Origin of the sequence: Flagellimonas sp. (assembly GCF_965215805.1) — a bacterium.
Classification (GTDB): Bacteria; Bacteroidota; Bacteroidia; order Flavobacteriales; family Flavobacteriaceae; genus Flagellimonas.
On the sequence record NZ_OZ244124.1, the window covers coordinates 3,175,932 to 3,193,652 of the forward strand.

18 protein-coding genes are annotated in these 17,721 nt (G+C 41.1%); 11 read left to right on the forward strand and 7 right to left on the reverse strand.

The features are described 5' to 3' along the window. Positions 1-241 precede the first annotated feature (241 nt). Positions 242-676 (forward strand): glutaredoxin family protein, encoded by a 435-nt coding sequence (locus ACOOE0_RS14010; RefSeq protein WP_420399526.1) that lies wholly within the window; start codon positions 242-244, stop codon positions 674-676. A 14-nt stretch (positions 677-690) separates the two neighbouring features. Here the strand turns inward: ACOOE0_RS14010 and ACOOE0_RS14015 are convergent, their stop codons facing one another. The 7 genes from ACOOE0_RS14015 to ACOOE0_RS14045 all read right to left on the reverse strand — a co-directional run bounded on the left by ACOOE0_RS14015 (position 691) and on the right by ACOOE0_RS14045 (position 6,939). After that, positions 691-2,376 carry a helix-turn-helix domain-containing protein gene (locus ACOOE0_RS14015; RefSeq protein WP_420399527.1) on the reverse strand — a complete coding sequence of 562 codons (1,686 nt, stop codon included), beginning with the start codon at positions 2,374-2,376 and terminating at the stop codon, positions 691-693. 24 nt (positions 2,377-2,400) lie between these two features. Continuing rightward, on the reverse strand, positions 2,401-2,778 hold the full coding sequence (locus tag ACOOE0_RS14020) for a DUF4258 domain-containing protein (RefSeq protein WP_420399528.1): 378 nt from the start codon (positions 2,776-2,778) through the stop codon (positions 2,401-2,403). A 6-nt stretch (positions 2,779-2,784) separates the two neighbouring features. Next, positions 2,785-3,984, reverse strand: coding sequence for an alanine dehydrogenase (locus ACOOE0_RS14025; RefSeq protein ID WP_420399529.1), 1,200 nt, complete (start codon positions 3,982-3,984; stop codon positions 2,785-2,787). A gap of 42 nt (positions 3,985-4,026) precedes the next feature. Next, the gene (locus ACOOE0_RS14030; RefSeq protein ID WP_420399530.1) at positions 4,027-4,569 is read right to left on the reverse strand and encodes a hypothetical protein; all 543 of its coding nucleotides are present in this window, start codon (positions 4,567-4,569) and stop codon (positions 4,027-4,029) included. Positions 4,570-4,659: 90 nt separating this feature from the next. After that, complete coding sequence (locus ACOOE0_RS14035) at positions 4,660-4,797, reverse strand: hypothetical protein (protein ID WP_420399531.1); 138 nt, start codon at positions 4,795-4,797, stop codon at positions 4,660-4,662. A gap of 174 nt (positions 4,798-4,971) precedes the next feature. Then, positions 4,972-5,388: a tRNA (adenosine(37)-N6)-threonylcarbamoyltransferase complex ATPase subunit type 1 TsaE gene (tsaE, locus tag ACOOE0_RS14040; protein WP_420399532.1), complete on the reverse strand. Its 417-nt coding sequence runs from the start codon at positions 5,386-5,388 to the stop codon at positions 4,972-4,974. 6 nt (positions 5,389-5,394) lie between these two features. Then, complete coding sequence (locus tag ACOOE0_RS14045; RefSeq protein ID WP_420399533.1) at positions 5,395-6,939, reverse strand: PglZ domain-containing protein; 1,545 nt, start codon at positions 6,937-6,939, stop codon at positions 5,395-5,397. 36 nt (positions 6,940-6,975) lie between these two features. Here ACOOE0_RS14045 and ACOOE0_RS14050 point away from each other — a divergent pair, with 36 nt between their 5' ends. The 10 genes from ACOOE0_RS14050 (at position 6,976) to ACOOE0_RS14095 (ending at position 17,613) form a co-directional block, all read left to right on the forward strand. Then, positions 6,976-8,202, forward strand: a complete 1,227-nt coding sequence (locus ACOOE0_RS14050; protein ID WP_420399534.1) for an HD domain-containing protein — start codon at positions 6,976-6,978, stop codon at positions 8,200-8,202. A gap of 23 nt (positions 8,203-8,225) precedes the next feature. Continuing rightward, complete coding sequence (gene lpxD / locus ACOOE0_RS14055) at positions 8,226-9,257, forward strand: UDP-3-O-(3-hydroxymyristoyl)glucosamine N-acyltransferase (protein WP_420399535.1); 1,032 nt, start codon at positions 8,226-8,228, stop codon at positions 9,255-9,257. After that, entirely contained in the window at positions 9,244-10,650 is a 1,407-nt protein-coding gene (locus ACOOE0_RS14060; protein WP_420399536.1) for a bifunctional UDP-3-O-[3-hydroxymyristoyl] N-acetylglucosamine deacetylase/3-hydroxyacyl-ACP dehydratase, read from the forward strand. Before lpxD ends, ACOOE0_RS14060 begins: the two co-directional genes overlap by 14 nt. Before the next feature lies 1 nt (position 10,651). Beyond that, entirely contained in the window at positions 10,652-11,437 is a 786-nt protein-coding gene (lpxA, locus tag ACOOE0_RS14065; protein ID WP_138832804.1) for an acyl-ACP--UDP-N-acetylglucosamine O-acyltransferase, read from the forward strand. Between the two features lie 4 nt (positions 11,438-11,441). After that, complete coding sequence (gene efp / locus ACOOE0_RS14070; protein ID WP_420399537.1) at positions 11,442-12,008, forward strand: elongation factor P; 567 nt, start codon at positions 11,442-11,444, stop codon at positions 12,006-12,008. Positions 12,009-12,014: 6 nt separating this feature from the next. Next, complete coding sequence (locus ACOOE0_RS14075; RefSeq protein ID WP_420399538.1) at positions 12,015-12,953, forward strand: UDP-3-O-(3-hydroxymyristoyl)glucosamine N-acyltransferase; 939 nt, start codon at positions 12,015-12,017, stop codon at positions 12,951-12,953. A gap of 61 nt (positions 12,954-13,014) precedes the next feature. Beyond that, positions 13,015-13,887 carry a succinate--CoA ligase subunit alpha gene (gene sucD / locus ACOOE0_RS14080; protein ID WP_420399539.1) on the forward strand — a complete coding sequence of 291 codons (873 nt, stop codon included), beginning with the start codon at positions 13,015-13,017 and terminating at the stop codon, positions 13,885-13,887. Between the two features lie 111 nt (positions 13,888-13,998). Further along, the gene (gene fabG / locus ACOOE0_RS14085) at positions 13,999-14,745 is read left to right on the forward strand and encodes a 3-oxoacyl-[acyl-carrier-protein] reductase (RefSeq protein ID WP_420399540.1); all 747 of its coding nucleotides are present in this window, start codon (positions 13,999-14,001) and stop codon (positions 14,743-14,745) included. Between the two features lie 5 nt (positions 14,746-14,750). Continuing rightward, positions 14,751-16,784, forward strand: a complete 2,034-nt coding sequence (locus tag ACOOE0_RS14090; RefSeq protein ID WP_420399541.1) for a VWA domain-containing protein — start codon at positions 14,751-14,753, stop codon at positions 16,782-16,784. A gap of 13 nt (positions 16,785-16,797) precedes the next feature. Then, positions 16,798-17,613: a prohibitin family protein gene (locus tag ACOOE0_RS14095; RefSeq protein WP_420399542.1), complete on the forward strand. Its 816-nt coding sequence runs from the start codon at positions 16,798-16,800 to the stop codon at positions 17,611-17,613. Positions 17,614-17,721: the final 108 nt, after the last annotated feature.

Here is a 17,721-nt window from a genome sequence, read left to right on the forward strand (position 1 = left end):
ACTTTATATAATGATGAAAGCGCAAAAGAATAATCAAACTAGCATAATTTATAATTTCTTTTTAATGTCGTTATTGTCGCTGCAATTATTGCATTCCCAAAACGAGGAGATAGAACTAATAACACAGCAATCAGATAGCAGTTTGGCTTTTATTGCAAAAAACAGTACGGACGTAACTAATCAGTTTACATTGAACATTACAGTTAAAAACCTAATTGGCTATTAGGGCCCCATTACCAAATTGATTCCCGCCAATGGTTCCGAACAAATAATTGTACTTGCTATTCCAGAGGGAAAACCTTGGTCTTACGAAACTAACTATACCTATAAGGCTGCTCCTACAAAGGAGGAGTTAATAAGACAAAAGAAACGCATCAAACAAGAATTCCTAAGTTCATTGAAGGTGAATGAAAGTACCCTGGTAGTTTTTTATGGAGAAGGGTGTCCCCGTTCTACATATACAAAAGAAATGTTGGAACGAAAGAAAATGCCCTTTACATATTTGGACGCTTCTTCTAACGAGTATTATTCAAAGGTCATGTTTGAACTTATAAGACAAAAAGAACCAAATGTTGAACGGGTACAGTATCCTGTAATTATGGTAGATAATCAGTTAGAGTACGACATAGAAAACCTACGGTGGTATCTAAAGGAATTGATTGCTGCCAGAAAATAGGGTCAAGCAAAATTCTAGGAAATATCTTTTTCTTTGACCAACTGCTTGATAAATACTCCGGGTGTTACACCAATTTTTCGCTTCAGGGTTTTTGAGAATACTGGGAGGGAGTTAAAGCCATAGTGCTCTGCAATTTGGATCATGGACATGGTTTTGGCCATTCCGGGATTTTCTTTCAAATGATTTATAGCATAGGTTATTCGTATATCCTTTAGGTAGCTGGAAAAGTTCTGTCCTTTGTAATGGTTTATGGTTTGGGACAAATAAGTACTATTGGTCTTTATCATCTTGGCCAAATCGTGCTGGGTAACCGACCCGTCCAAAAAACCAAGTTCCTTTTCCCATAGGTTTAAGCTGTCCAAGACAGTTGACAACATTTGTGTGTCCAGCTTGTCATCGGTATTTTGGATGCCTTTAGCTTGGCCTTTTTCAACCTGAACGGGCTGGGACATTACCTTGGCCAGTCGTGATTTCGTTTTTCGATAACGAAAGTAAACACTGGCCAGTCCTAAGAACAGAACTGCACAGAGAACATAAAATCCCAACAATAGTTTGCTTTTTTGGGCAATCAGTTGGTCTGATAACGACTTTTCCTCAGCTTCCAAGGGAAGGTCAAATTCTTTTAAGGTGATTTCTTGCAAATGATTTTGCGTTTTTATCAAGAGGCTGTCATAGTAAATCAATCTGTCTAAATAATATTGCTGTCCTTCTTTGTCATCTCTTTTGATAGCATCTTTCAGTAGACTTTGATATACTTCGTTGGCGTTATCAAACAGCGGATACTTCAAGGAAGCCATTATACTGTCGAATTTTATAAAATGGCTTCTTTTTAAATCGAAATTACCCATTTCCCCCTCGATTTCACCCAAGTAAAACAATTTATCGGCCTTGGAACTTCCGATGGAAGATTCTGCATATTTCAGGATGGTATCCCTAGCTCTTTCCCAGTTTCCTTTGTAGTATTCTATCTGGGCATCGAGTATGATCAATTCCTGATAGAATTCATAATTTCCCTTCCGGTTAGCAAATTGTATAGCGCGTTTAATATATACTTTTGCTGAATCTGTTTTCTTTGCGAAGGTCAGGCATCTTGACATGTTATGGAGATTGAGAAGATAAGATTCGTCCCATCGTTCCATTTTGCCCTGATTCTGTTTAAGAAACTCCAAATTTTTTCGAATAAGTAAGATGGCTTCGCTCTCTTGACCAAATTCCGCTTTGGCGTTGGCAATCTCGGATAAAACCACCGATTGAAAATAAATGTCCTTTGCTTTCCTTGCCCAATGATAACTCTCTATAAAAGACACGACTGCTTTATCATCAACATAATTTAAATAATAAATAGCAGCTTTGGAAAAATGTGCTAAAGCCATGAATTTCTCCAGTTCTTGTTGACTGATGAGTTTTATGTTTTGTGCTATTGTCATGGAAGAATCAAGATATTTGATTCCTTGCTCCATATCCACTTCCCTGGAGAGATATCTATAAGCATGGGCCCATTGCAGTGTATCCTTTAGCTCCTTTGCCTTGGCTACATGATGATCAAAATAAGTATCTCGATAAGAATCTGGCTCTTCAATCCATATCCTTTTTATTTCATCGAAATCAAGGTCTTTCAAAGATATTTCAGCAGAATCTTGTCCGTAAAAATTTACAAAACCCAGTAGAAGACAAAGGAAAATGTAGGGAAGTTTGAACATGCTTTCTGGGATTCAGATAAGAGGTTAACGCTGACTGATCATGATGGACTCTACTGAAACTTGTTCCGGGCAATTTTTAGCGATCAGCTCCTTTTGTTGATTCCCTTCTGAAAGCAAGACCGTATAGGTTTTGCAAGGCTCGGATTTGGTATCGCTGTTCCCAAAATCGATATCCCCATCCTGTAAAAAGGATTGAATTAATAGCGTGTCTCGGAATTGCTCTGGAACTTGATCGCCAAAAGACAATGGCTTGGAGCGCATGTCCTTGAGCACTCTACAGTTGGGAAAATAGCAGAAATCAATTCCGTTCTCCCCAGATTTTTTCTTAAGAAAGAAAACAAGAAATACAATCCCTATGGACAGTCCTACCAGATACCATCCCAAGCGCCTTAAAAATGCCATTCCGTATTAAAAAATTAGAAAGTTAATATCATTATAGGTGAGGCCAAACCAGTCTCCCACAGATTTATTGGTCAGAATGCCATGGTACATGTACAGCCCATTTCGTAGACCTTTGTCAAAACGCAGCGAGTGTTCCAAACCGCCATCTTCACCAATCTTCAGTAAATAGGGCGTAAAGATATTACTTATGGAAATACTGGAGGTCCTTGGGTAACGTGAAGGGATGTTGGGAACCCCGTAATGGATTACATCGAACTTTTCTATAGTGGGTTTGTCATGGCTGGTTACTTCCGAAGTTTCAAAACAGCCACCCATGTCAATGCTGACATCAATAATCACCGCTCCTTTTTTCATGTTCTCTACCATGGAACTTGAAACTACAATTGGGGAACGGTCCTTCCCGCGGGCTGCCCCGATGGCCACATCACAACGTTTCAATGCCTTCAATAAATTCTTGGGCTGAATGGTAGATGTATAAACCGTTTGATTAAGATTGGTCTGTATGTTTCTTAGTTTGGTAATGGAATTGTCAAACACCTTGATGTTGGCTCCTAGACCCAAGGCCGACCGCGCAGCAAATTCACCCACAGTTCCAGCTCCAATAATGACTACTTCCACGGGTGGTACGCCACTAATATTTCCAAACATGAGTCCATTGCCTTTGTTGGTGGTGGCCATTAACTCAGATGCTATAAGAATCGAGGAGATGCCCGCAATCTCACTAAGTGATCTAACAGCTGGGTATTTCCCGTCCTCATCCCGGATGTATTCAAAAGCAATGGCGGTTAATCGTTTCTTGGCCAAGGTTTCAAAATATTCCTTGGACTGGGTCTTAATTTGTAAGGCAGAGATGACAATGGTCTGTGGATTGATCAAATCAATTTCTGAAAGGGTAGGGGGTTCCACCTTTAGAATAATGGGACAGGAAAAAACCTTTTTGGTATCCCGGCTTATTTCCGCCCCGGCTTCGGTGTAATCTGCATCCGTAAAGTTGGCACCCTCGCCAGCTCCCGATTCAATAAGTACCCGATGTCCATGTGCCGAAATGGCGTTGACCGCATCCGGGGTAAGACAAATACGTTTTTCCTGATATTGGTTTTCCTTGGGAATGCCAATAAAGAGCTCACCTTTTTGTTTGAGAATCTCAAGGGTTTCTTCCTGGGGTAACAGTTGTTGTTTACTAAAAGGGGAGGAAGGTTGGTCCATACATTGCAAATCTGAAAGAACCGCAGCGGGTTTAAAACAAATTTACATTTTTTTTGAAAGGGTGTGCTGCCGCTGTTCCAGTTTCTCACGTTCTTTACGGAGTTCTTCCTTTTCTTTAAGAATGCGAAGTTCGGTATCCATAGAATCCAGATCAATTCCATGGACGTGTTTGTCAAATAGCTTGATCCTTATGAAGTAAACGATCGGTACTATAACCATGGTGACGGCCATAACGTATAAAACCTCGTTTTCGTCAACTCGATTAGAGTCTGATGTAAAGGTAGAATACAATTGGAAGGCATACATGGAAATAGGTATTAAAATAGCATGATACCACCAGTTTTTACAAGTCACGAACCAAAAAATCAATAGTAGTAACGGAACCAACTTTGTCAAGTAAAAGTATAACGCTGTTCCAACATCCTCAAAGCCATTTGATGATAATGTAAAAATAGCACTGGAGATTTCCTGCTGCCCAATTGGAACATACTTGTATGAATAGAATATAATGGGCGTGAGTGCAATGATCAATGCCAGTATTCCCTCAAAAAATAGCTTACTTTTTATGCGCTTTCTTTCTATCATTGTATATGCATAACTGCAAATACATGATTTTATTGTAATAAAAAAACCCTTCAAAGAAGGGCTTTTCGATTCGAATAAAACTAAATAAACCTATCGAGGTCTTTTAATTTTGCTCTTTTCAATACTTGCAGTTTGATCTTGGTCTACAGTAATAACGTCAGTAGAAACCGCCGTCATCGCCAAAAATCCAATAGCAAGTAATCCAAAAAATAATCTTTTAGTGTTCATCGTAAAAGAGTTTTTGGTTAATAAATGAATTCATTTCAATAACAAATGTAGGAAAATTTACTTACCTACAATGCATTTCATCGATAAAAATTGCATTTAATCCAAAAAAGGGAACTTTTTACCGAATTCGATACCGTTAATCGAAATGTTCAAATAAGGTAGACGAATTAATTATTACTCTAGACTAAACTCGATTGAACGAGTGTTTTCATCGATGAAGTGTAAGTAAATGGATACAGCTTGGGTAGGTAACAAAGAACTTACCTTTTCTGGCCATTCCATAAAGAGCCAAGCTTCTGTGGATAGATAGTCTTCCAGCCCCAAGTCCAAAGCCTCGGCCTCATTTTCAATTCGATAAAAATCAAAATGGTATCCCAATAGTTGACCCTGCCGATCATGATATTCATTTACCAAACCAAAAGTTGGACTACTGGCCTCATCAACTCCATCCAAATTTTTGACTAAGGCCCTGATCAATGTAGTTTTACCTGCTCCCATATCACCATAAAAAAGAAGTGTCTTGTGTGGAACGGTGTCCAGTATGTTTTGGGCCACTTGATCAATTTCCGATAATTGAAAGGTACGTTTCAAACTACGCTATTTTGGATCCAAAACTACAAAAGGAACAATCATTTCCTCTAACGAAACTCCTCCATGTTGATACGTGTTCCGGTAATAACTTACGTAATGGTTGTAGTTATTGGGATATGCAAAGAACATATCGTTTTTGGCAAAAATGAAACAGCTGCTCAAGTTTATATTGGGGAGATGTATGTCCTGCGGATTTCTTGAAGCCAGCACTTCCTTATTATTATAGGTAAGACTTCTCCCGGTTTTATACCTAAGGTTTAAACTCGTGGCTTTGTCCCCAATAACTTTGGAAGGTTGTTTTACATTAATGGTTCCGTGATCGGTGGTCAGGATTAATTTCATGCCCAGGGATTGGGCTTGTTGCACAATTTCCAACAAGGGTGAATTTTTAAACCAACTCAAGGTCAACGAACGGTAGGCTTTGTCGTTCGCAGCAAGTTCCTTGATTACCTCCATTTCTGTTTTGGAATGGGAGAGCATGTCAACAAAATTGTAAACCAACACCGTGAGGTCATTATCCTTTTGGGATTTAAAATTCTGGGCCAACTGCTTCCCTTGTCTCAGGTTGCTGATCTTATGGTACTCCCATTTAATGTCCATGCCCAACCTTTTAAGTTGGGCACCCAAAAATTCGGCTTCAAACAAATTTTTGCCTCCTTCATCCGTATCATTTTTCCACCAATCCGGATGTCTTTTTTCCATATCCAAGGGCATCAAGCCCGAAAAGATGGCGTTTCTGGCATATTGGGTGGCGGTGGGCAGGATGCTGTAATAGGAACTCTCAAGCTTTTTCTTATAATGAACGGCCAAGGTCTCCTCAAAGGCCAACCATTGATCATATCTAAGGTTGTCAATAACAACCAATAAGGTTTTCTGATTTTCAACCTCAGGTTGAATCTTTTTTCGGAACAGCGTGTGCGACATGGTTGGCCCATCTCCATCCTTAAACCAATCCTGGTAGTTTTTATCCACGAACTTACTGAACTGGGCATTGGCCTCCACTTTCTGGGATTCCAAAATCTCGAACATCCCGGAATCTTCAATTTCCTCCAACTGAAGCTCCCAGTAAATAAGCTTTTTGTAGAGCTCTACCCATTCGTCATAGCTGTTCACCATGGACAAGTCCATCGCAATTTTCCGAAATTCTTGCTGGTAATTTGCTGTCGTCTTTTCAGAAACCAATCTGGAGTTGTCCAAGCTCTTTTTGAGCGAAAGTAAAATTTGATTGGGATTAACGGGCTTGATCAAGTAATCTGCAATTTTTGATCCAATAGCCTCGTCCATAATATATTCCTCCTCGCTCTTGGTAATCATGACCACGGGGATGGAGGCGTCATATTTTTTAATTTCGTTCAGGGTTTCCAGACCAGAAATGCCCGGCATGTTCTCGTCCAGAAAAACAATGTCAAAAAAGGTACTTCTTATCTCTTCCAGCGCATCTTGTCCGCTTTGGCTGGTCACTACTTTGTAGCCTTTGTTTTCAAGAAAAAGGATATGGGGTTTTAATAGGTCAATTTCATCATCGACCCACAGAATTGTGATCTTGTTCATATAGTGGTTATCTTTGCGGAATTAAACACAAAGCCCTTGGCACAGACCAATAAGCTCAAAGTATTTAACGATCCAATTTACGGTTTTATTGGAACTCCCAATGAACTTATTTTTAAGCTGATCGCCCACCCATATTTTCAGCGATTGCGTAGAATTTCCCAAATGGGAATGTCCTATCTGGTTTATCCAGGTGCGCACCATACCCGATTTCACCATGCTTTGGGAAGTATGCATTTGATGACCAAGGCCATCCAGACCCTGCGTTGGAAAAATATTGAAATTAGTGAGGAAGAGGAAACGGGTTTGCTCTGTGCTATTTTGCTGCACGATATAGGACATGGCCCTTTTTCGCATGCTTTGGAAGGTTTCGTTATTCCCGGCTTCCATCATGAACAACTTTCCCTGGAATTCATGACTGCTTTGAACAAGGAATTTGATGGACAATTGGATACGGGCATCTCCATATTCAAAGGGGAATATCCCAGGCCATTTTTGAATCAGTTGGTGTCCAGTCAATTAGATATGGATCGCTTGGACTATTTGAAACGCGACAGTTTCTATTCCGGGGTTACAGAAGGTAACATCAATTCCGAGCGTTTGATCTCCATGTTGAACGTGGTGGATGGACATTTGGTGGTTGAAGAAAAGGGAATCTATGCGGTGGAGAAGTTTCTTATGGCCCGAAGATTCATGTATTGGCAGGTGTACCTGCATAAAACAGGACTGTGTGCAGAACAGATGTTGATTCGGATTATGCAAAGGGCCAGGAAGTTGGTCAATGAAGGCGATACCTTGGAGGGAAGCGAAGCTTTTCTATTTTTCTTAAAAGGCATATCAGGAACGTCAATCCCAACTTCCACTTTAGACCTGTTTGCCCAGCTAGATGATGTGGATGTGCTATCGGCCATAAAATCGTGGCAAAAACATTCGGATGTTGTGCTATCCAAACTTTGCCAAATGGTATTGAATAGAAATCTGTTGCATGTGAAAATCAAGAATCGACCCATTACTTTGGAGAAGATGGAAGATAAATTGGAACAAATACAAACCGAGTGGGGTTTGTCAACATCGGATGCATCCTGTTTTGTGTTCACAGGTGAGATATCAAACAAAGCATATAGTGGCAATCACCAAGCCATTAGCATCTTAAAGAAGAACGGCAAGGTCACAGATGTATTAAAGGAATCGGATCAACTTAGCTTAAAGGCCCTGTCCAAGACAGTGACCAAATATTACTGCTGCTATCCTAAACAAGCCGTTTAACAAATTTTGTTACTTTTGCAGAAATGAAATTTACAGCCACCCAAATTGCCGGAATTTTAGAGGGAGAAGTTGAGGGTAATCCTCAAATTGCTGTCCACAAATTATCCAAAATAGAAGAGGGGGAAAAGGGTTCTTTGACCTTCTTGGCCAATCCAAAGTACACCTCTTATATATACTCTACCAAAGCTTCCATTACCATTGTAAATAAGGATTTTATCCCTGAACAGGATTTGTCGACCACTTTGATCAAGGTGGATGATGCCTATAAATCCTTTTCGAAGCTGTTGGAATACTATAATCAGGTAAAGAACAACAAGGTGGGGATTGAAAATCCCTGTTTCATTTCAGAATCTGCCTCTTATGGGGAAGGTTTTTATTTAGGGGCCTTTTCCTATTTGGGCAACAATGTAAAAATTGGAAAGGATGTAAAAATATATCCTAACGTATACATTGGCGATAATGTAACCATGGGAGACAACGTATTTGTTTTTGCTGGGGCGAAGATTTATTCTGAGTCCATTATCGGAAACAATTGTGTAATTCACAGTGGGGCCATAATCGGTGCCGATGGGTTTGGGTTTACACCTAACTCCAATGGCGAATATAGCAAGGTTCCCCAGACTGGAAATGTTATTCTGGAAGATAACGTGGATGTGGGTGCCGGAACTACCATAGATCGAGCCACTTTGGGTTCAACCATACTTCGTAAAGGAGTAAAATTGGATAATCAAATACAAATAGCACACAATGTTGAAATAGGTGAGAATACCGCAATTGCTGCCCAAACAGGGGTTGCCGGTTCCACCAAAATTGGAAAGAACTGCCTCATTGGAGGGCAGGTGGGAATTGTGGGCCATATCACCATAGGTGATCGCGTAAAGATTCAAGCGCAATCCGGGATTGGGCGTAACGTAAAGGATGACGAGGTTCTACAAGGATCCCCTGCCTTGAACTATGGCGATTACAATAAATCTTATGTACACTTTAAGAATTTACCGAAACTGGTAAATCAAATCTCCAACTTAGAAAAAAGAATTGACAGTGAGCAAGACTAGCGTAAAGCAGCGCACTATAAAAGACAAGGTTACCCTAAAAGGTGTAGGCTTGCATACCGGGGAAGATGTTACGATGACCTTCGTTCCCGCCAAGGAAAACCATGGATTTGCCTTTAAACGTGTTGACCTGGAAGGCGAGCCTATCATTGAGGCCGATGCCAACTATGTGGTAAACACCCAACGAGGAACCAATTTGGAAAAAAATGGGGTCAAAATCCAAACCTCTGAACATGTTCTTGCCGCCTTGGTAGGTTTGGACATTGACAACGTCCTTATAGAACTGGATGCACCGGAACCCCCAATCATGGATGGTTCTTCCAAATTCTTTGTTGAAGCCTTGGAAGAAGCTGGAATTGTAGAGCAGGAGCACGATCGTGAGGAGTACATTGTAAAAGATGTCATTTCCTATAAGGACGAGGCCACTGGAAGCGAGATAACTGTGATCCCAGCAGAGGAATACAAAATAACCACGATGGTAGACTTTGGCACCAAAGTATTGGGAACCCAAAATGCCACCTTGCAACACATTTGTGATTTTAAGGAAGAAATTGCGGATGCCCGTACCTTTAGCTTTCTTCATGAACTTGAAATGCTCTTGGAACATGGTTTGATCAAGGGTGGAGATTTGAACAATGCAATTGTTTATGTGGATAAGGAGATTTCTGAATCCACCATGAAAAAATTGGAAAAGGCGTTCAAAAAGGAAAAGCTTTCGGTTAAACCCAACGGAATACTGGATAACTTAACCTTACATCATCCAAATGAAGCAGCAAGACATAAACTGTTGGATGTTGTTGGGGATTTGGCTTTGGCCGGAACGCGAATTAGGGGTAAGGTTATCGCAAACAAACCGGGTCATTTTGTAAATACCCAGTTTGCCAAAAAACTTCAAAAAATAATAAAGCAAGAGCGTCGTAACTATGTTCCGGATGTGGATTTGAATGCTCCACCTGTCAAAGATGTGAACCAGATAATGGATATGCTTCCGCATAGACCTCCGTTTTTACTGGTCGACAAGATTTTGGAATTATCCGAGGAACATGTGATTGGGCTAAAGAACGTTACCATGAACGAGCCCTTTTTTGTTGGGCACTTTCCAGGAGCACCTGTAATGCCAGGAGTTTTGCAGATTGAGGCCATGGCCCAAACTGGGGGTATTTTGGTGTTGAGTACCGTACCTGATCCAGAAAATTATCTTACTTATCTCTTGAAAATCGATAACGTTCGATACAAACATCAAGTTGTGCCAGGGGATACCCTTATCTTTAAGTTGGACCTTTTGTCTCCAATTCGAAGGGGTATCTGCCAGATGGTAGGTAGGGCTTATGCCAACGGAAGGTTGGTTTCCGAAGCCGAGATCATGGCTCAAATCACTAAAGTAAAGGGAGAATAATATGAATCAACCGCTGGCTTACGTCCACCCAGGGGCAAAAATTGCCAAGAATGTGGTGATTGAACCCTTCACCACCATACATAACAACGTAACTATTGGCGAAGGAACATGGATTGGTTCCAATGTGACCATTATGGAAGGCGCCCGAATTGGAAAAAACTGTAACATATTTCCAGGCGCTGTTATCTCTGCCACCCCCCAGGATTTAAAATATCAAGGCGAGGAAACCACAGTCCATATTGGCGATAATACGACCATTAGGGAATGTGCTACCATCAATAAGGGTACTGCAGACCGAATGAAAACGGTCATTGGTAACAATTGCCTGATTATGGCGTATTGCCATATCGCTCATGACTGCTTCATTGGCGACAACTGTATCTTCAGCAACAATTCCACTTTGGCGGGTCATGTGACCATAGGCACCAATGTGGTTTTGGCGGGAATGGTGGCCGTACATCAATTTGTTTCCATAGGAAATCACGCCTTCGTAACTGGAGGTTCCTTGGTTAGAAAGGATGTTCCTCCCTATGTAAAGGCTGCCAGGGAGCCCTTGTCTTATGTGGGAATAAATTCCATTGGGCTGCGTAGACGCGGATTTACATCGGACAAGATCAGGGAAATCCAGAATGTATATAGGATTCTATATCAACAAAATTACAACAACACCCAAGCCGCTTCAATTATTGAAGCCGAGATGGTAGCCACGCCGGAGCGGGATGAAATACTTCAATTTATAAGAGATTCCCAGCGAGGAATTATGAAAGGATACTTTAGTTCAAATTAAGATTATGGCAAATACATCCGATATACGAAAAGGACTGTGCATCAAATACAATCATGATATCTATAAGATTGTTGAGTTTCTTCATGTAAAACCTGGAAAGGGACCCGCTTTCGTGAGAACAAAACTCAAAAGTGTTACAACTGGTAAAGTGATTGACAATACGTTTTCTGCAGGACATAAGATAGATGATGTACGAGTGGAAACCCGTTCGTACCAATACCTTTATGCTGAGGGAGATACTTTTCATTTTATGAATACCGATGATTACAACCAGATTTCATTGGAGAAAAGTTCCCTGGATGCTCCGGATTTGTTGAAAGAAGGCGAAGTGGTGACCATTTTGTTCAACACCGAGGACAGTATGCCACTTTCTGTGGAAATGCCTGCCAGTGTCATTTTGGAAGTCACCCACACAGAACCGGGAGTGAAAGGTAATACCGCCACAAATGCCACCAAACCTGCTACTGTTGAAACTGGAGCACGTATCAATGTTCCTTTGTTTATCAACGAAGGGGATAAAATAAAGGTGGATACGGATAAAGGCAACTACCAAGAGCGGGTAAAAGAGTAATGCGGAATGAAATTTCCTAGAACCTATACCCTAAAGGAAATATCAGAATTAATTCATGCCAAATTTGTGGGAAGTGAGGACTTTCCAGTTTTGGGCATGAATGAAATTCACGTGGTGGAGGAAGGTGATATTGTGTTTGTGGATCATCCAAAATACTACGATAAGGCACTGGCCTGCAAAGCGTCCGTAGTCTTGATTAATAAGGAAGTGGAATGCCCAGAGGGCAAAGCCCTCTTAATTTCGGATAACCCATTCAGTGATTTTAACAAACTTACCCATCATTTTTCACCTTTTAAAAACGCAAGTTCTGCTATAGCCGATTCTTCCGAAATAGGGGAAGGCACTGTTATTCAACCCAACGTATTTATAGGGAACAATGTAAAAATTGGTAAAAATTGTTTGATACACGCCAATGTTTCCATCTACGACAATTGCCTGATTGGAGATAATGTAATCATACACAGTGGTTCGGTCTTGGGTTCAGATGCGTTTTATTACAAGAAAAGAGAGGAAGGGTTTGAGCGATTGTTGTCCAGCGGCAGGGTAGTAGTGGAAGATAATGTGGATATTGGCGCTTCTTGCACCATTGACAGAGGAGTGACCGGGGATACCACCATTAAGGAATGGACCAAGTTGGACAATCAAATTCAAATAGGGCATGATACCGTAATAGGAAGAAAGTGTCAAATTGCTTCGCATACAGGAATTGCAGGCTGTGTGGTGATAGAGGATGAAGTGGTTCTTTGGGGACAGGTAGGGGTTATCAGTGCCATTACCATTGGAAAAGGAGCTGTGGTCTATGCGCAATCCGGAGTGGCCAAGAGCTTGGAGGGAGGCAAAGCCTATTTTGGTAGTCCGGCTGAAGAAGCCCGTACTAAAATGAGAGAAATCAACACCTTAAAAAACCTTCCATCGCTGCTAAAAAAGATAACGGGAAATAGCTAATAAAATACTTTAACTTTTAGCACCAATGACATACTTTTGTCGAGGCTAACAAATACAACATATGAGTGTCCTAGTAAATAAAGATTCAAAAATTATTGTTCAAGGCTTCACGGGAAGTGAAGGAACTTTCCATGCAGGTCAGATGATTGAGTATGGAACCAATGTAGTGGGAGGGGTTACCCCTGGAAAAGGTGGTCAGGAACACTTGGGCAAGCCTGTTTTTAATACCGTTGAAGATGCGGTTACCAAGGTAGGAGCGGACACAAGTATCATATTTGTACCGCCAGCCTTTGCTGCTGATGCAATTATGGAAGCTGCCAGTGCTGGTATAAAAGTGATTATTACCATCACGGAAGGAATCCCGGTTGCGGATATGGTAAAAGCCAATGATTATATCAAAGATTTGGATTGCACTTTAGTGGGTCCCAATTGCCCGGGAGTTATTACTCCTGAAGAAGCCAAAGTTGGTATCATGCCAGGATTTGTGTTCAAAAAAGGAAATGTTGGAATTGTTTCCAAGTCTGGTACGTTAACCTATGAAGCTGCTGATCAGGTGGTACGTCAGGGATTGGGTATCACAACTGCCATTGGTATTGGAGGTGACCCTATTATTGGGACTACAACCAAGGAAGCGGTTGAGCTTTTGATCAACGATCCAGAAACAGAATGTGTGGTGATGATTGGGGAGATTGGTGGTCAGCTGGAAGCTGATGCCGCCAAATGGTATAAGGAAAGTGGAAGTTCGAAGCCCATAGTTGGATTCATTGCTGGTGAAACTGCTCCTGCCGGTAGAACCATGGGTCATGCTGGAGCCATAGTTGGGGGTAGTGATGATACTGCGCAAGCCAAGAAGAGAATAATGCGGGAATGTGGTATCCACGTTGTGGACTCTCCTGCAGAGATTGGCGTAAAGGTCAAGGAAGTAGTTGGATAATCCAACCGTTAAAACTATTGTAAATCCCGTTTCTAACGGGATTTTTTTTCGCTAAAACCTAAAACAAAAACTATATTTGAATATCAACCATTCAAACTAACTTGGAATATTATGAAACTATTGGAAGGCAAGAATGTCATCATTACTGGAGCAAGTAGAGGAATAGGTAAAGGAATAGCAGAGGTATTTGGCAAAGCTGGTGCCAATGTGGCTTTTACGTATAGCTCCAGTGAAGCTCCCGCGTTGGAATTGGAAAAGGAATTATCTGCATTGGGTGTTAAGGCCAAGGCCTATAAAAGTAATGCAGCAAGTTTTGAGGAGTCCCAAGAATTGGTGGCCAAGGTCTTGGAAGATTTTGGTGGAATCGATGTGCTTATCAATAATGCTGGAATCACCAAGGATAAGCTTTTAATGCGAATGGGCGAGGAGGATTTTGATACGGTGATAGAGATCAATTTGAAATCAGTTTATAATATGACCAAGGCGGTGCAACGCACAATGCTCAAGCAGCGTCAAGGCTCTATTATCAATATGAGTAGCGTTGTTGGGGTGAAGGGTAACGCGGGCCAAGCCAATTATGCCGCTTCAAAAGCAGGAATGATTGGTTTTACAAAATCCGTTGCCTTGGAGCTTGGGTCACGAAATATCCGCTGCAATGCTATAGCCCCAGGTTTTATTGAAACTGAAATGACGGACAAGTTGGATGATAAAATGGTGCAGGAGTGGAGAGACGCCATCCCTTTAAAACGTGGTGGTAATCCAGAAGATGTTGCCAACGCTTGCTTGTTTTTGGCTTCGGATTTATCAGCGTATGTTACTGGGCAAGTACTCAATGTGGATGGGGGCATGCTAACCTAAATTGAATGGAAATACAAACGGTACTACTGATAGTTTTAGCGGCCATTGTCGCACTTGCCGTTGTATTTTATCAATACTTCCATAAAAATCCCAGGAAAGGAACCCAAAGAATTATTTTGGCCTCCTTGCGATTTTTGACTCTTTTTTGCGCCCTATTATTATTGATCAACCCGCAATTTGTTAAGCGCGATTTTTTTGTAGAAAAAACCAAACTGGTGTTATTGGTGGATGAATCATTATCCATGGATACACACACAGATGAAGTTGGTATTCAGGAATATTTGAATGCCTGGACGGGGAAGGAAGCGGTGCAAGCCCGATTTGAGATTCACGAATATGGTTTTGGAAATGGGGTGAATCCATTGGACTCCATACAATTTACTCGGAACAACACGGATATATACAAGGCTCTTACCGATGTAAATGAAATTTTTGGGAACAATCCCAAGTCCATATTGTTATTTACTGATGGCAATCAAACTCTGGGCAGGGATTATGAATACTTAAATCTTAACAACAATAGTACGGTTCACCCAGTAGTAATTGGAGATACGACCCAGTACGAGGATTTGTCCGTCAGGTTGATCAATACCAACACCTACGCTTTTTTGAAAAACAAGTTTCCTTTGGAAGCACAGTTGGTATATAGAGGAAACAGGGAGGTTACCAAATCTGTTTCCGTTCTAATGGATGGGAAAATAGTACATCGGGAGAATATGCAATTTTCAAGCTCAAAGCGAAGTCATACCCTCAATACCTTGATTGAGGCACAAAGTGTAGGAGTGAAACCGTTGCAAGTACGAGTGGGGTCATTGGAAAATGAACGAAACACCTTCAACAATATACGCGAGACCGCCATTGAAGTTATTGATGAAAAAACTAAAATTGCCATAGTTTCGGACCTAATGCACCCGGACATTGGTGCGCTCAAAAAGTCAATTGAAACCAACGAGCAGCGAACGGTGGTGTTGTTAAAACCTACTGATAGCGCTGAAAAATTCGATGATGTGGGACTTTTTATTTTGTATCAACCCACCCGAAGGTTCAAAAACGTTTACGACCGTATAGAGCAACTTGGAGCCAACAAATTTACCATTGCCGGCACCAAAACGGATTGGCTTTTTCTAAATCAAATCCAAAATAGTTTTTTTAAGGAAAGACTGAATCAAACCGAAGAGATAATCCCAGTATTGAACAATGGCTTTGGCGTATTTGGATTGGGCAATTTTTCCGTCCAAGGATATCCTCCATTAGAGGGGCAGTTAGGGGATATAGAACTCAAAAAAGAATCCGAGACTCTTTTGTTTCAACGCATCCGCGGAGTCAATTTGGATGTTCCCTTATTTTCGATTCTTACAGAAGGGACTCAGCGGGAAGCTATTTTGTTTGGGGAAAACCTCTGGAGATGGAGGGCACAAAACTATAGGGACAACCAAAATTTTGAGGATTTCGATGCTTTGATAAGTAAGCTCATGGTGTATTTATCCAGTAACAGTGGAAGAAACAGATTGGAGTTGGATTATGACAGGGTTTTTGATGATGCGAGTCTGGCAAAGGTTAGGGCCTCCTACTATGATGAGAGCTATGCGTTTGATGCTGCGGCCAGTTTAAAAATTAGCATAAAAGCCAAGGAAAATGGTTTTTCACGTGAAGCACCGCTATTGCTTAAAGGCTCGTATTACGAAACGGACCTAAGTGATCTTCAAGCGGGTGAATATAATTTTACGATAACAGTAGAAAGTGAAAACCTGAAAAGGTCGGGGAGTTTCAAAATCCTGGATTTTAACCCTGAAAAGCAAACATACTCTTCAAATTTCAACAAGCTTCAACGCTTAGCTGAAAATAATAATGGAAAGGCTTATCTGCCTGGTCAAATGGATGAGTTGGCCGAAGAACTTTCCAATTCCCAACGATACACACCTGTCCAAAAGAGCACTCAAAATGTCGTATCTTTAATAGATTTTAAAGTGCTTTTGGGCATCTTGGCCATGACACTGGCTTTGGAATGGTTCATCAGAAAATACAACGGATTAATTTAAATACATACTAGAAATGGAAAGATTACCAAAGATTGCCCTGCCAGCTGTTGCAGTCATCATTTTTGTCATCATTGTGATATCCAAGTCGGCCGTGACCATTGGTTCCGGTGAGGCAGGAGTATTGTACAAAACCTTTGGTGATGGTGTTGTAACGGACAAACCGCCTTTGGGTGAAGGGTTTCACCTTGTGGCGCCTTGGAACAAGGTTTATATCTATGAAGTACGAAGACAGGAGATTTTCGAGAAAATGAAAGTACTGTCCTCCAATGGTTTGGATATTCAATTGGATGCCTCCGCTTGGTACCAGCCCAACTACAACGAATTGGGGAAATTGCACCAGGAGATTGGCGAAAATTACCTGCAACGAATCATCTTGCCAACCATTAGATCTGCGGCCCGTAGTGTAGTGGGTAGATATACCCCTGAACAATTATACTCCAGTAAAAGGGATGCAATACAGCAAGAGATATTTGAGGAAACCAAAAAGATAGTTGACGACCAGTACATTGTTTTGGATGAAATTTTGGTTCGTGATGTTACTTTGCCACCTACAATTAAAGAGGCTATTGAGCGAAAACTGAAACAAGAACAAGAATCCTTGGAATACGAATTTAGACTGGTCACTGCACAGAAGGAAGCGGAGCGCCAGCGTATAGAAGCTCAAGGTAAGGCAGATGCCAATAAGATTTTAAGTGCCTCCCTTACGGACAAGATCTTGCAGGACAAAGGAATTGAGGCAACTTTGAAACTATCAGAATCCCCAAACTCCAAAGTAGTAGTGGTCGGATCTAGCGGGGATGGTTTACCTTTGATTTTGGGAAATAACTAAATCATCCTTTTTTGATAAAAAAATATATACTACTTTTGAACGCATAATGAGAAACAGAAACACACATCATCATTTTTATACTTGCCCTCAAGCGAGATAGAGATGTAT